The organism is Duganella flavida (assembly GCF_009857445.1).
Classification (GTDB): domain Bacteria; phylum Pseudomonadota; class Gammaproteobacteria; order Burkholderiales; family Burkholderiaceae_D; genus Rugamonas; species Rugamonas flavida.
Genome location: NZ_WWCN01000017.1, coordinates 104,550 through 118,003, shown reverse-complemented (window position 1 = coordinate 118,003; position 13,454 = coordinate 104,550). Strand labels below are relative to the sequence as shown.

General features: G+C 62.8%; 12 protein-coding genes. 4 read left to right on the top strand and 8 right to left on the bottom strand.

From position 1 onward, the window contains the following. Entirely contained in the window at positions 1 to 699 is a 699-nt protein-coding gene (locus GTP46_RS23645) for a dienelactone hydrolase family protein (protein ID WP_161009082.1), read from the bottom strand. Positions 700 to 907: 208 nt separating this feature from the next. Here GTP46_RS23645 and GTP46_RS23640 point away from each other — a divergent pair, with 208 nt between their 5' ends. The 3 genes from GTP46_RS23640 to GTP46_RS23630 are packed head-to-tail and all read left to right on the top strand — an operon-like array spanning position 908 to position 4,134. Then, positions 908 to 2,164, top strand: a complete 1,257-nt coding sequence (locus tag GTP46_RS23640; protein WP_229259069.1) for an efflux RND transporter periplasmic adaptor subunit — start codon at positions 908 to 910, stop codon at positions 2,162 to 2,164. Continuing rightward, entirely contained in the window at positions 2,161 to 2,895 is a 735-nt protein-coding gene (locus GTP46_RS23635; RefSeq protein WP_371869737.1) for an ABC transporter ATP-binding protein, read from the top strand. Before GTP46_RS23640 ends, GTP46_RS23635 begins: the two co-directional genes overlap by 4 nt. A 15-nt stretch (positions 2,896 to 2,910) precedes the next feature. Next, entirely contained in the window at positions 2,911 to 4,134 is a 1,224-nt protein-coding gene (locus GTP46_RS23630; RefSeq protein WP_229259068.1) for an ABC transporter permease, read from the top strand. 12 nt (positions 4,135 to 4,146) lie between these two features. On the opposite strand, the gene GTP46_RS23625 is transcribed toward GTP46_RS23630, so the two are convergent. Further along, complete coding sequence (locus GTP46_RS23625) at positions 4,147 to 4,608, bottom strand: hypothetical protein (protein WP_161009081.1); 462 nt, start codon at positions 4,606 to 4,608, stop codon at positions 4,147 to 4,149. 165 nt (positions 4,609 to 4,773) lie between these two features. On the opposite strand from GTP46_RS23625, the gene GTP46_RS23620 reads away from it, so the two are divergent. After that, the gene (locus GTP46_RS23620) at positions 4,774 to 6,306 is read left to right on the top strand and encodes a S10 family peptidase (protein WP_161009080.1); all 1,533 of its coding nucleotides are present in this window, start codon (positions 4,774 to 4,776) and stop codon (positions 6,304 to 6,306) included. A 1-nt stretch (position 6,307) separates the two neighbouring features. Here GTP46_RS23620 and dsbD read toward each other — a convergent pair whose 3' ends face one another. Genes dsbD through mrtJ form a run of 6 tightly spaced genes read right to left on the bottom strand, consistent with a single transcriptional unit; the run spans position 6,308 to position 13,337 of the window. Beyond that, on the bottom strand, positions 6,308 to 8,095 hold the full coding sequence (dsbD, locus tag GTP46_RS23615) for a protein-disulfide reductase DsbD (RefSeq protein ID WP_161009079.1): 1,788 nt from the start codon (positions 8,093 to 8,095) through the stop codon (positions 6,308 to 6,310). Further along, entirely contained in the window at positions 8,092 to 8,988 is an 897-nt protein-coding gene (locus GTP46_RS23610; RefSeq protein WP_161009078.1) for an FAD:protein FMN transferase, read from the bottom strand. Before GTP46_RS23610 ends, dsbD begins: the two co-directional genes overlap by 4 nt. Beyond that, entirely contained in the window at positions 8,982 to 10,115 is a 1,134-nt protein-coding gene (locus GTP46_RS23605; RefSeq protein ID WP_161009077.1) for a DUF3570 domain-containing protein, read from the bottom strand. The genes GTP46_RS23610 and GTP46_RS23605 overlap by 7 nt, the downstream gene beginning before the upstream one ends. 11 nt (positions 10,116 to 10,126) lie before the next feature. Continuing rightward, the gene (locus GTP46_RS23600) at positions 10,127 to 10,348 is read right to left on the bottom strand and encodes a DUF4266 domain-containing protein (RefSeq protein ID WP_161009076.1); all 222 of its coding nucleotides are present in this window, start codon (positions 10,346 to 10,348) and stop codon (positions 10,127 to 10,129) included. Then, on the bottom strand, positions 10,345 to 12,972 hold the full coding sequence (locus tag GTP46_RS23590) for a choice-of-anchor D domain-containing protein (protein WP_308495444.1): 2,628 nt from the start codon (positions 12,970 to 12,972) through the stop codon (positions 10,345 to 10,347). The genes GTP46_RS23600 and GTP46_RS23590 overlap by 4 nt, the downstream gene beginning before the upstream one ends. A 26-nt stretch (positions 12,973 to 12,998) precedes the next feature. Then, positions 12,999 to 13,337, bottom strand: coding sequence for a JDVT-CTERM system glutamic-type intramembrane protease MrtJ (mrtJ, locus tag GTP46_RS30120; RefSeq protein ID WP_371869736.1), 339 nt, complete (start codon positions 13,335 to 13,337; stop codon positions 12,999 to 13,001). Positions 13,338 to 13,454: the final 117 nt, after the last annotated feature.

Genomic DNA, 13,454 nt, shown 5'->3' with positions numbered 1-13,454 from the left:
TTAAGAAAGGTGCTGTTTAAAGAATGCGTCAGTGCGTGCGTTGGCCAGCGTGGCCGCAGCGAGGTCGTAATGGTTGCCGCCGGGCCGTACGAAGGCGTGGTTGCAACCAGGGTAGCTGTGTAGCTCAATCTTTGGATTGCCTTTGAAGGCGGCGGTAATCACGGCTTGCGCGTCCTTGCCGATGTACTCGTCCTCTTCGGCCAGGTGGTACAGCGTCGGCTTGCTGATGCTGCCCGCTTCGGCCGCGTATTTTTCGGTGCTGCCGCCGTAGTAGGACACAAAGGCGTCGGCGTCGGCGCGCGCTGCGGTCAGGTAGGTCATTAATCCACCGAGGCAGTAGCCGGTGACGCCGACCTTGCCCGTACTGCCTTTCAGCGTGCGAGCCGCTGCCACGGTGGCGGCGATGTCGCCCACGCCGCCGTCGAAGTTGTAGGCGCTGTACAGGGCGAAGCCACGTGCCCAGTCGCCCGGTTCGGCCTCCGACATATCGAGGCCGGGATCGGCGCGCCAGAACAGGTCCGGTGCGACGGCGATGTAGCCTTTGGCCGCGTAGTCATCGGCGATGCTGCGGATGCCGGCGTTGACGCCGAAGATCTCCTGCAGCACCACGATCATCGGTGCGCTGTCGGCATGGCCAGGACGCGCTACGTAGCAGTTAAAACTGCCGTCGGCGACCTTGATGGTGAGGCTTTCTGACATGGTGTCCTCCGTGTTTGAGTGAGATCATCTTAGGGAGGAAAACGCCGCTTGAGAACGGACATTCCTGCAAAGCCGAATTGCAATTTTGCATATCCCACGGTGCAGTAATGCATGCCTGCCTCCTAGGGGGGAGATAACTGACGTGTTGCATTAAAAATAAAACTGTCTGATACTTGCCCGGTTGATCCGCACGTCGCCGGATCTCACTATGGGAACACTGAAAACAATGGCTTTCCTGACCAAAAAGAAGCTTGCGCTGGCCGTCGGCCTGCTGGTGATTGTCGGCGGCGCGGGCGCGTACTATTCCAAAAGTAAGAGCCCCGTGGTGGAGGCGCCACGATTCCGCACTGCGGCTGTCGATACCGGCAATATCACGCAGTCGGTGACGGCGACAGGCACCATTAATCCGGTTGCCTTGATCAATATCGGCTCACAGGTGTCGGGCACGGTGAACCAGTTGAAAGCGGACTTCAACGACCATGTAACCAAGGGCCAGGTGCTGCTGACATTGGACCCGACCATCTTCAACGCGCAGATTCGCCAGGCCGAGGCGCAGCTGGCGTCGGCGCGCGCGTCGCTGCGGCTGGCGCAGGCCACGCACTCGCGCAATCAAACGCTGGTGACGCAGAGTTTTATCTCGCCGCTGGCGCTGGACCAGTCCAAGCGCGAGGTGGATGTGGCGCTGGCCAATATCCAGCTGGCGGACGCGCAGTTGGCGCGCGCGCAGGCGGATCTCAACAACTCGGTGATCCGCGCGCCGATTGATGGTGTGATCATCAAGCGTACGGTGGATCTGGGACAGACGGTGGCGGCGTCCTTCACCACGCCGCAGCTGTTCCAGATCGCGCGCGACCTGACCAAGATGCAGATCGATACCAGCGTCTCCGAGGCCGACGTGGGCTCGCTCAAGGAAGGGCAGGAGGCGCGCTTTGTGGTGGATGCCTATCCGGACAAGGAATTCAGCGCGCGCATGCGCCAGTTCCGCCTTGCCGCCAACGTGACGCAGAACGTGGTGACTTATAACGTGGTGCTGGATGTCGACAACAAGGACGAGCTGCTCAAGCCGGGCATGACGGCGCAGGTGCGGCTGCTGGTGGGGAATCGCCAGCAAGTGCTGCGCATTCCGACCGCCGCGCTGCGCTTCCGCTTGAGCGATGAGGAGATTGAGAAGCAGAAGAAGTTGGCTGCTGGATCTGCATCTGCATCTTCTTCGGCCTCCGCTTCAGCCAGCGCAAGCGTCGCTGCCGCCACTGGCCAGGACGACGATGCAGGCTTCCGCAGCAAGTCCGACCTCGCGCGTCTGTTCCGTATCTACACGCTGGATGCGCACAATCAGCCCAAGGCACTGGAAGTGAAAATCGGCCTGTCCAACTTCCGCTACACCGAGTTGGTGGGCGGCGATTTGAAGAAAGGTGACCAGGTCATTACGCGCTCCATCGTCAATGAGAAAGAGGGCGGCCTGTGAATCAGCGTGCAAATGAGCTCCTGATCGATATCCGCCACGTCACCAAGAGCTACTTCTCCGGGAGCGTGGAAACGCAGGTCTTGTTCGGCATCGACTTGGCCGTGCCGCGCGGCGACTTCCTGGCTGTGATGGGCCAATCAGGCTCCGGCAAATCGACGCTGATGAATATCTTCGGTTGCCTCGATCAAGCCACCGGCGGCAGCTACTTCCTCAACGGCGTCGATACGTTGACGCTGTCGCGCAATGAGCTGGCCAGCATCCGCAACCGCACCATCGGCTTCGTATTCCAGAGTTTTAACCTGATCAAGCGCATGAGCGTGGCGGAGAACGTGGCGCTGCCGCTGATCTACGCCGGCGTGTCGCGCGCCAAGGCGCACGCCAAGGCTTTGCTGGAACTGGAGCGCGTGGGCTTGAAGGAGATGGCCAAGCGCACGCCGAACCAGCTATCCGGCGGCCAGCAGCAGCGCGTGGCGATTGCGCGCGCGCTGGTGGGCGATCCACCGCTGATCCTGGCCGATGAACCGACCGGCAACCTCGATACGCAAACCAGCGAAGAGATCATGCGCTCGTTCCAGCAGCTGAACGAGGAGCGCGGCATCACCATCCTGCTGGTGACGCACGAACCGGATATTGCCGCCTACAGCAAGCGCCTGATGCGCCTCAAGGACGGCCGCGTGCTGTACGACGGCCCTTCCGCAGAAGGCCTGAAGCAGCTGGCTATGAACCATTAACGGTATAAACGATATATGAACTTTTTACAGATCGTAGTGGAGGCGTTTCGCTCGATGATGGCGAACCGCTTGCGCACGCTGCTGACCATGCTGGGCATCATTATCGGCATCACGTCGGTGGTGCTGCTGTTGGCGGTGGGCGACAGCATGAAGCGCTTCATCGCCAAGGAGCTGGAACAGCTGGGTACCAATATGCTGTTCATTTCACCGGGCGGTGACCGCGCGCAGCAGCAGCGCATGCGCAACGGCGCGCAGCCGACCATGACCATCCGCGATGCGATGGCGCTGGACCAATTGCCGTCGCTGGCCGGCGCCGCGCCAGTGCTGCAAGGTGGATTCAACCTCGCGGTAGGCAACGAGAACGCAACCAAGACCATCCACGGCGTGACGCCGTCCATGTTCAAGATTCGCGGCTGGAAAATCGACAAAGGTAGCGCCTTCAGCGACGCCGACGTGCGGGCCTCGGCGCGCATGGTGGTCATCGGCCGCAAGATCGCCGACCAGTTCTTTTACAAGCAGGACCCGCTGGGCCAGTTCATCCGCATCGAGAATATGTCGTTCCAGGTGGTGGGCGTGCTGTATGGCGAAGGCAAGCAGGTGGATGGCGGTGACCTGAGCGAGTACGTCATCGTGCCGATTACGGCGGCTGCCGCGGGCCTGGTGAAGATGGCCTTCCCCGGCAATGTACACTACGTGGTGGCGCAGGGTAAATCCGGCGGCAACCTGCAGGATGCGATCCAGGACATCAACGAAACGCTGCGCGACCGCCACCACATCAAGGTTGACCAGCCGGACGACTTCCGCATCGATAACCTGGCGTCGTTCGCGGAGACGGCGCAGAAGATCAGCGCCGGCATTGCGCTGCTGCTTGGTTTGATCGGCGCGATTTCGCTGGTGGTGGGCGGTATCGGCATCATGAACATCATGCTGGTGTCGGTGACCGAGCGCACGCGCGAAATCGGCATCCGCATGGCGATCGGCGCCAAGCCGCGCGACGTGCTGCTGCAGTTTTTGACGGAGGCGGTGGTGATCTGTTTAGTCGGCGGGATCTTCGGCATCATGCTTGCCAGCGGCGCGGCGGCGGGCATTACGGCGACCGGAAAATTCGATGTCATCATCACGCTGCGCGCGGTGATCGTGGCATGCGGATTCTCAAGCCTGGTGGGCGTGTTCTTCGGCTTCTATCCGGCGCGGCGCGCTTCACGTCTGCTGCCGGTGGATTGCCTGCGCTACGAATGAGCGACGAATGAATCAGTAATCGAACTTGTTAACGCGGCCGCCGGCCTTGTGATAGATGGTGTGCTCGGCGCGTTCCTCGCGCAGCTGCTCGCGGCGTTCGCGGGTGGCGCGTGTGCGTTCTTCGCGGCGGGCATTCTGCTCATCGATGCGGTATTGCGTGGCCAGGCCTTGCTTGCTGTTGTGGAGCAGGCCGATTTTTTGCCGCATGGCGGCAGCCCACAGCAGGAAAATCAGCAGCAGCGCCAGCACATAGGCGGTTTGCCACAGGCCGTAGTTCTGGCTGATGATGGGCAGCAGCGGCGCGCCATCTTCCAGCCAGCCCTGCCCAAACACGCCGAGGGCGGCCGCTAGCGCGCCCAGCGCAAACGTCTTGGCGATCATCCAGCGGCTGGCCTTGATGCGCGACTCCCAGAAGGTGTGCGGATCGTCGTTCAGCTGGTCGAGGTAGGGTGTGTGGTTGTGTTGCGTGGTCATAGCGGCAAGATTGTTGGGCGCCTAGCATTGCGGAAGGCATTATCGCATATTTTGCCGGATGGAAATTATGTTGACATTGATCTACAGCATGTTTTTTGCGCTATCTTGACTGGACGTCATACAACTTCCTCACTACTATAGTTGCTTTCAATCTTGAGGGATGCCATGAAATTCAAGCTTGCCGTATTGATGTTGGCCGTCGCCACCAGCGCCGCCTTCGCACAAGACGCCGACAAGGCGCCTGCACTGAGCAAAGAACGCGCCGCAGAACTGCAGGCCAGCGAGCGTTTGCTGAAAGCAGATTCACAAGTGACCAAGACCGGCCAGGTCACCATCAAGGGCAAGGTGGTTCCATACAAAGTCACGGCGGGAACGCAGCCGGTGTGGGACAAGGATGGCAAGGTGTCGGCGTCGCTGTTCTACACCTACTACCAGCGCAGCGATGTGAGCGACAAGAGCAAGCGTCCGCTGGTGATCTCGTTTAACGGCGGCCCCGGTTCAGCATCGGTGTGGATGCACATCGCTTACACCGGCCCGAAAGTATTGAACCTGGATGCGGAAGGTTATCCGATTCAGCCTTACGGCGTGAAGGACAATCCGCATTCGATCCTCGACGTTGCCGATATTGTTTATATCGATCCGGTGAACACTGGCTTCTCGCGCATCCTGGACGGTAAGAGTGACCGCGCGCGCTTCTTCGGTGTGAATGCGGACATCCAGTACCTGGCTGAGTGGGTGAGCACCTTCGTTTCGCGCGAAGGCCGCTGGACTTCGCCGAAGTATCTGGTCGGCGAAAGCTATGGCACCTCGCGCGTGGCCGGCCTGGCGCTGGAACTGCAAAACGCGCAGTGGATGTACGTGAACGGCGTGGTGCTGGTATCGCCGACGGAGCTGGGCCTGAAGCGTGATGGCGTGGTGGATGATGCTTTGAAGCTGCCGTATTACGCGGCCACCGCGTGGTACCAGAAAGTGCTGCCGGCCGACCTGCAAGCCAAAGACCTGAAAGACGTGCTGCCGGAAGTGGAAGCCTTCACCACCGACGAACTGCTGCCGGCGCTGGCCAAGGGCGGCTTTATCGACGCCGCGAAGAAAGCGCAGATTGCAGCCAAGATCGCGCGCTATTCCGGCTTGTCGGTGGAGTACGTGGTGCAGAACAACCTGGCGGTGCAACCGGAACAGTTCTGGAAAGAGCTGCTGCGCAAGCAGGGCAAGACCGTGGGCCGCCTGGACTCGCGCTACCTCGGCATCGACAAGACCGATTCCGGCGACAAGGTGGATTACAACGCCGAACTGACTTCGTGGCTGCACTCGTTCACGCCGGCCATCAACCAGTACCTGCGCAATGATCTCGGCTACAAGACCGACGTCAAATACAACCTGTTCGGCGACGTCCATCCGTGGGACTTCAAGAACGAGAAGACCGGCGAGAACCTGCGTCTCGCCATGGCGGCCAACCCGTACCTGAAAGTGTTGATCCAGTCCGGCTACTACGACGGCGCCTGCACCTACTTCGACGCCAAGTACACCATGTGGCAGCTGGACCCGAGTGGCAAGCTGAAAGACCGCCTGTCGTTCGAGGGCTACCGCAGCGGCCATATGATGTATCTGCGTTCGGAAGATCTGGCCACCGCCAACGACGACCTGCGCAACTTCATCAAGTCGGCGACACCGGCGCCTAACGCGCCGGCCAAGTACTAAATCAGCTGGCAGTGCGCTGTAGCTGGCGCACGAAAGCATCCGGCGGCATGAAGCCGATCACGCGCGCCTGCGGCACTTCCTTGCCGCTGGCGTCGAACAGGATGATGCCCGGTGGGCCGAAGAGCTGGAAGCGCTTCATCAGCGCGCGGTCGTCGGCGCTGTTGGCGGTGACGTCGACTTGCAGCAGCTGCATGCCCTGCATGGTGCTGGCGACGCGGCCTTCGCAGAAGGTCATGCGTTCCATCTCCTTGCAGGCCACGCACCAGTCGGCGTAAAAGTCCAGCATGACCGGCTTGCTGGCGGAGGCCAGCGCTTTGTCCAGTTCCGCCACGGTGCGGATGCGGGTGAAGCGCGTTCCTTCATGCGCTGTGGCCTGAGCGACCGGGGCACGCAGGTGCGCCAGCGGTTGCAGCACGTCCGTCCCCGAGCTGGCCGCACCAACCAACTCAAACAAACCTCCCAGCAGCATTACCACGCCCAGCGCCTTGCTCGCGTAGCCACCGATGCCCGCGCCTTGCGGCAGGCTGTCGCCAATACGCAGGAACACCGCGCACAGGATGGCGAATGCGCCCCACAGCGCCATGCTGGCGGTAACCGGCAGCACAGGGCTGATCATCCAGATCGCAACAGCGATCAGCAGCAGGCCGAAGACTTTTTTCACATGGTTCATCCAGCCGCCGGCGCGCGGCAGCAGGCTACCTGCCGACAGGCCGGTGAGCAGCAGCGGCACGCTCATGCCGGTCGCCATCGAGAACAGCGCCCAGCCGCCGGTGGCGGCGTTGCCGGTCTGGCTGATGTAGAGCAGGGCGCCGGCCAGCGGACCAGCCACGCACGGGCCGACGATCAACGCCGACAGCGCACCCATGACGAACACGCCAAGCAGCTTGCCGCCGCTCTGGCGTCCACTCGATTCGGTCAGGCGGCTTTGCAGGGAGCTAGGCAGCTGTAGCTGATAGACGTCGAACATCGACAGCGCCAGTGCGAACAGCAGCGCGCCAAAGGTCAGCAGCACCCAAGGTTTTTGCAGCGCGCCCGCCAGGCCTTCACCGGCCAGCCCCGCCGCTACGCCGAGCGAGGTGTAGACCAGCGCCATGCCGATGCTGTAGGCACCGGCCAGCAGCAAGCCACGCTTGCGCGTCACACTGCCTTCGCCGACGATGATCGATGACAGGATGGGCACCATCGGCAGCACGCACGGCGTGAACGACAGCAGCAGGCCAAACACCAGGAAGGCGCTGCCGATACGCCACGCGCTACCGCTTTGCAGCGTGCGCTGCGCCAGTGAAGTGTCGTCCTCGTGTTCCGCCGCCGTCGCTGTTGCCGTTGCCGTTGCCGCCGCTGCGGGGGCATCGCTGCCGGTCTTCGCCGTCAGCACGCCCGGCGCTGCCGGATTAACGCTATAGGTCAGCGCCACCGGCGGATAGCACAGGCCCGCATCCGCGCAGCCCTGATAGCCGATGGTCAAATCGAACGGCGCGCTGCCGCTGACTGGCACCAGCAATTCCAGCTTGTCGTAATAGGTCTCCATCTCCTTCCCGAAGTTCTCATCGAACTTGCGCTGCCCGGCTGGCAATTGCGGCTGCGCCACGCCGGGACCGGTGAACGACAAGCGCTCGCGATACAAGTGATACCCGGCCGGCATACTCCAGTGCAGGGCGACAGTGCGCGCATCGCGCAGTTCCGCCTTTAGCACAAAGGCCTGCTCCGGCGGCAGGAAATCATCCGCCAGTACAAAGGGCAGCCAGGCTGCCAGCATCGCAGCGCACAGCCATTTAAAAACAGACTTCATAACGTTCTCCGAAAAATTTGGCCTTGATGATCGACGGCCAGATAACTCATGCCCGAGCGCTCGAGAAAATCGAGTCCCTCCTCTTCGAGCAGCATGGCGGTAGTGGTGCAGCTGCCGGCGGTAATCGCCAGCGGCGCCAGCACGCTGACCGAACGCCAGTACGACACCGGCATGCCGCTGCGTGGATCGAGCACGTGGCAATAGCGCTTGCCGCCCACTTCAATAAATCGTTCGTAATCGCCGCTGGTGGCCAGCGCACCCCGACGGACCGGAATGCTGGCCACCGTGGTTTCCAGTGCGCGCGGATCTTGGATGCCGATGTCCCATGCCGAGCCATCGGGACGGGGACCGAGAAAGCGCATATCGCCGCCGAGATTCACATAAGCGTGCGTGATGCCGGTTTCGGCCAGCGCCTCCGCAGCGCGGTCGACGGCGTACTCCTTGCCAAAGCCGCCGAAGTCCAGCTCCATGCCCGGCTGCGGCAGAAACACGGAGGTCTGTTTGCGCGCCACTGTGCCCCAGCCGACCAGCGGCAACAAGGCTGCCAGCGTTTCGGGTGCAGGCAGCACGCCATCGCGAAAATTCCACGCCTTGCGCAGCACGCCGGAGGTGATGTCGAAACGTCCCTCGCTGGCCTTATGCAGCGTGTCGGCATACGCCAGCAGCGCTATCGTCTCCCTGTCGCATTCAACCGCATGGCGGCCGGCGGCGGCATTGATGCGGCTTACCACGCTGTCACTGCGATAGCGTGAGTATTTGTTCTCAATGCGGCGCACTTCGTCGATAGCGCGCGCGGCCAGGCACTGCGCCGTTTCGCTATTGGCCGCTGCGATGCGGATCTCGCAGCGGCTACCCATCGCAATGAAAACGACGCTGTAAATGCCTTCTACCATAGTCGCGTAAAACCGATTTGCAGGCTGGTGGCGCGCAGCGGATCCAGCCCCGGACTGCCTTTGCCGAATACGCGCCATGCGCCGCGCTGCTCGTAGCGCTCTACTTTCACGTCCACGCTCCAGTCATTGTCGATTTGCTTGGCGATCTTCAGGCCCGCCGTCACAGCGCCAAATGCCGATAGGCGCTGGTCCGCCGATGCGAACGCCGTTCCGCCGAATACATAACCGGGTGGGAACGGCGCGCCGAATTTGGCGTCATAGACCGGATCGAAATAGAAATCGGCGGCGCGTTGCGAATACAGGCGCAGGTTGGGTGTAAGCGTCCAGCCGTTCGCCAGCGACTGCACCCATTCGCCCGTCAGCGTGTGTGCGCTGATGCCGAAGCTGTCGCGGTAGTAACGGTAACTCAGGCGGCTGGTGGCGTCGGCTGCCAGCCAGCGGTGGTTCCATTGCGCTTGCAGCGTATCCTGGTCGCGCTTGCGTGGGCGGTTGTCGACCAGCTTGTACGGGTCGGAATAGTAGCCATGCCCGCTGCTGTGGGTGAGCGTCAACTGGCCGACGTCGAGCGGTGTGAAGACGTGCGTAACGCCAGCCAGCACGCTTACCGTCTGGCGGCCTTCGTTATTGACGACGTGGTTGACCGGATTGATGCTGTCGTCCGAACCGCCGGCGCCCAGCGCCCACGTGGTGTTCTTGTCGTCGCTGTCGAAGGTGGCTTGCAGCGATAAGGCACGCGAACGGTAGTCATGCTCGGTGGAGAAGGCCGCGCCCACGCTTACCGTGCCATACGGAAGGTAGCGTGTGACACTGACATCGCCCGCCTTGCGCAGGTCGGACATGCGCGAGGCGCCGGAAACTGCCGTGTGATAGCGCGGCGAAGCACCCGAGACATCATCAGTAGTGGCGCTGGCCGCAATCGACCATTCGCCGGCAATCGGCGCCATCACCGACACCGATGGTGCGTTGACCTTGATGCGGTCAAGCCCCGCCTGGTCTTCTTCGTAATGCAGGTACTTGACGCTGATGGCGCCGCGCTCCGGCGCCGCCTCCGCATGCGCGAGGCCGGGCAGCAGCATGGCGGCGGCCAGCAAAGCTTGTCCGACGGCGGGCTGTTTGGTGTTATCCATGTGGTTCCTTGTCAGTTGCAGCCGCAGCCGCCGCCACCAACGGCGCTGCCGCCGGAGGCAGCTTCCTTGCTGGCGTAGATGTGTTCATTGAAGCGGGCGCCGAGCGGGTCGCCCTGCAGCAGCATGTCGGTGCGCGCCAGCTGGCCTTTTTCCCACGGCTGCACCGGCGGCAGTGCGCAGCCGGACAGGCTGGCCACCACACTGCACAAAACGATCAGGGTGCGGGCCTTCATTTGGCCGCTCCCAGCGCTGCCTTGATGCGGCTTTCCAGCGCTTCGCGGTCGGCTGGGCGGAAGCCGCTGTGCTCATACAGCACCTTGCCGTCAGGGCCGATCAACACGCTGCTCGGCATGCCCTTGATACCGTAGGTACGCGGCGCACTGCCGTTTGGATCGAAGGCGATGACGAAGCGGGCCGGCGTGGCGGCGAGGAAGCCACGCGCGTCTTCCGCTTTGGCGTCGACGTTGATGCCGACGATTTGCAAGCCCTGGCTACCGTAGCGCGCCTGCATCTCGTTCATCCACGGGAAGGACTGGCGGCACGGGCCGCACCACGAGGCCCAAAAATCGAGGTACACCAATTTGCCGGCATATTGATCCAGCTTGACCGCACCATCCGGGCCATTGAGCGTGAAAGCCGGCGCCGGCTTGCCCGGTTCCAGTGCAGATGCCGGCGCCGGCATGGTGAGCACTGCGCAGGCAGCGATAGCGGCCAGCGTGCCCGCTGTTGCCGCTGCACGCGCCTGGCGACGGCGCCACAGCAGCACGGCGGCGGCCAGTACCACCAGCACGGCCAGCATCGGGTCATTGCCATCTTTTACTGACGAGCAGCCGCCGCCACCACGGTTTTGCGTTTGCCCAGCCGACGGCGCGGAGGCATTACCTTGGCCGCTGAAGGCGATGCTCCAGCTGGCGCCAGCCGCTTGCAGGCTTACGCTGCCATTGGCGCTACCGGCTGCGGTCGGCGAGAAGCGCACCGGCAGGTCGCAGGAAACACCGGCAGCCAGCGTCAATGGGAAGGCGCCGCAGGCCGTGGCGTCGGTGACGATCGCGTAGGGACCGCTGAAGGTGGCGCTATTGATGGTCAGCGCTGCACTGCCAGTATTGGTCAGCGTGAAGCGTTTGACGGGACCCGTGTCGCCGACGATGGCGCTGCCAAAATCGAACGACTGCGGATTGGTGCTCAAGCTTGGCGTGGTGTTAGGTACTGCCATACCGTTGCCGCCGAGGCGCATGGTGAATTGTACGCCGCCGTCGGTCATCAGCAGCAGGTCGGCACTGCGCGCGCCGGCTGCGGTGGGCTTGAAGCTGGTATCGATGGTGCAGTTGGCGCCAGGGCTCACCGTGCCGCCGACTGCGCACGTACCGGCCAGGGCGAAGTCGCCCGGATTGGCGCCGCCCAGTACCAGCGACGTAATCTTGAGCGCCGCGTTGCCGCTATTGCTCAAGGTGGTGTGATGCACGGCGGCTTGCTGGCCGACTTGGGTGTCAGTGAAAGCTACTGGAGCGCTATCGGACAGCACCGGCCGTGCGACGGTAGCCGAGGTGCCGGCGCCGGTCACGCCCACTGACAGGTCGGGTGCATTGGAGCGCAGCAGCAGCGTGGCGCTCACATTGCCTTCCGTAGTTGGTGCGAACGACAGCGTTACATTGCAGCTAGCCGCGACGGCCAGCGTACCGCTGCAACCACCACTGGCGATGGTCACGGATGGCGCGCCGCTGACAGCGACGCTGCCCAGCACCACCGGCACGTTGCCGCGATTGGTGATGCTGACGCTTTGTGTGGTGGCGGTCGCAGCTATGGTCTGCGTGCCGAAGGCAACGGCGCTTGGATTGGCCGACAACGAAGGCGCAGGCGCGCTAGCATTGCCGGCAAGGCTGATGGCCACTGCTCCGTTGGTGGCGTTGGAGGCCAGGTTCAAGCTGCCGGCAAAGCTGCCGGCGACGGTAGGCGTCGCGATCACTGTGACAGTGCAGCTGCCGCCTGCCGCCACCGGTGCGCTAGCGGCACAGCTGCCTCCCAGCGTGAAGATGCCGGCGTTAGCGCCGGACAGCGAGATACCACTGAAGTTCAGCGCAGCCTGGCCGGCATTGTTGATGGTGATGGTTTGCGCCGGCGATGCGCTGCCAGTCACCAGCGCGCCGAAGTCCAGCGCGGTGGCCGAAACGGCGATAGTGGCTGCCGGCACGGCGTTGCCAGTGCCGCCCAGCGTGACGCTGCTGCTACCACCAGTGGCATTGTGGCTGATATTCAAAGCGGCGCTGCGCGCGCCTGAGGCAGTAGGGCGAAACACCAGTTGCACCGTGCAGTTGGCGCCAGCGGCGACCGTGCCACCAGCATTGCAGCTGCCGCCGCTGATGGCGAAGTCGCCAGCGTTGGCGCCGCCGACTGCGATGGCGCTGATATTCAGCACCGCGTTGCCGCTGTTGGTGAGCGTGGTCGAAAGCGCGGTGCTATTCTGGCCGACGGTGGTGCCGGCAAACGACAGGGCCGACGGCGCTAGCGAGGCGGCCGGTGCTGCCGTCACGTTCGGGTTGCCGATGAAGGCCGCAAGATCGGCGATTTCGGCGGCGCTGAATTTGCCGTTGAACAGGGAGCCCATGCCGCCACGGTTGGCAGCAAAGGCGTTGCTAATCACGCTAGGGTTGTTGGCGGCGGCCAGGATGCCGTTGACGTTGTTGGCCGGCGTCGAGCCGTGGCAGGAGGCGCAGGTAGTGCCGCCGGACGTGGGCCCGTTCAGGTAGAGGCTTTTGCCGTTGAGCGCATCGGCAGCTTGCGTGGCCGGCGCCAGCGCCAGCATGGCCCACAGTCCTGCGGCCAGTAGCGCGCTGCGATGCGGCGGTTGTATCATTTTCATCGGTTCTCCAATCAAGTTAAAGCTGGTTAGACGCCACATGCACTGATGGCGAACGCATTGCACAAGCCATGCAACAGCGCGCACACGCGCCAGTCGCGCCAGCGCTGGTAGGCCGCGCCGAATAACAGGCCGGGCCCAAACACCAGCGCGGCCGCAGTCAGACCTGAGCCCAAGTGCAGGGCGCTGAAGGCGGCAGCGCTGCCCAGTAGCGCCGGCACCGGTGCGGTCCGGTGCAGCAGCCAGTGGTGCAAGCCAGCGCGCATAATCCATTCTTCGAGCAGGGGCGCTACGAGGAGCAGACGGAATACGGCACCCGGATCTGGAGATAGCAGGGCGGGGCCGCAGAAGGCGGTTGAGGCAAGCACGGTTGCTGGGCATTCTGTTAATGTTGTAGCGGTCAATAGCCGCCCGCGAAAAGTTGGTTCAAAATTAGCGGGCTAAATATTTTTGCGTTTTTGTTGAACCTTTTTTCGCGCACCGCG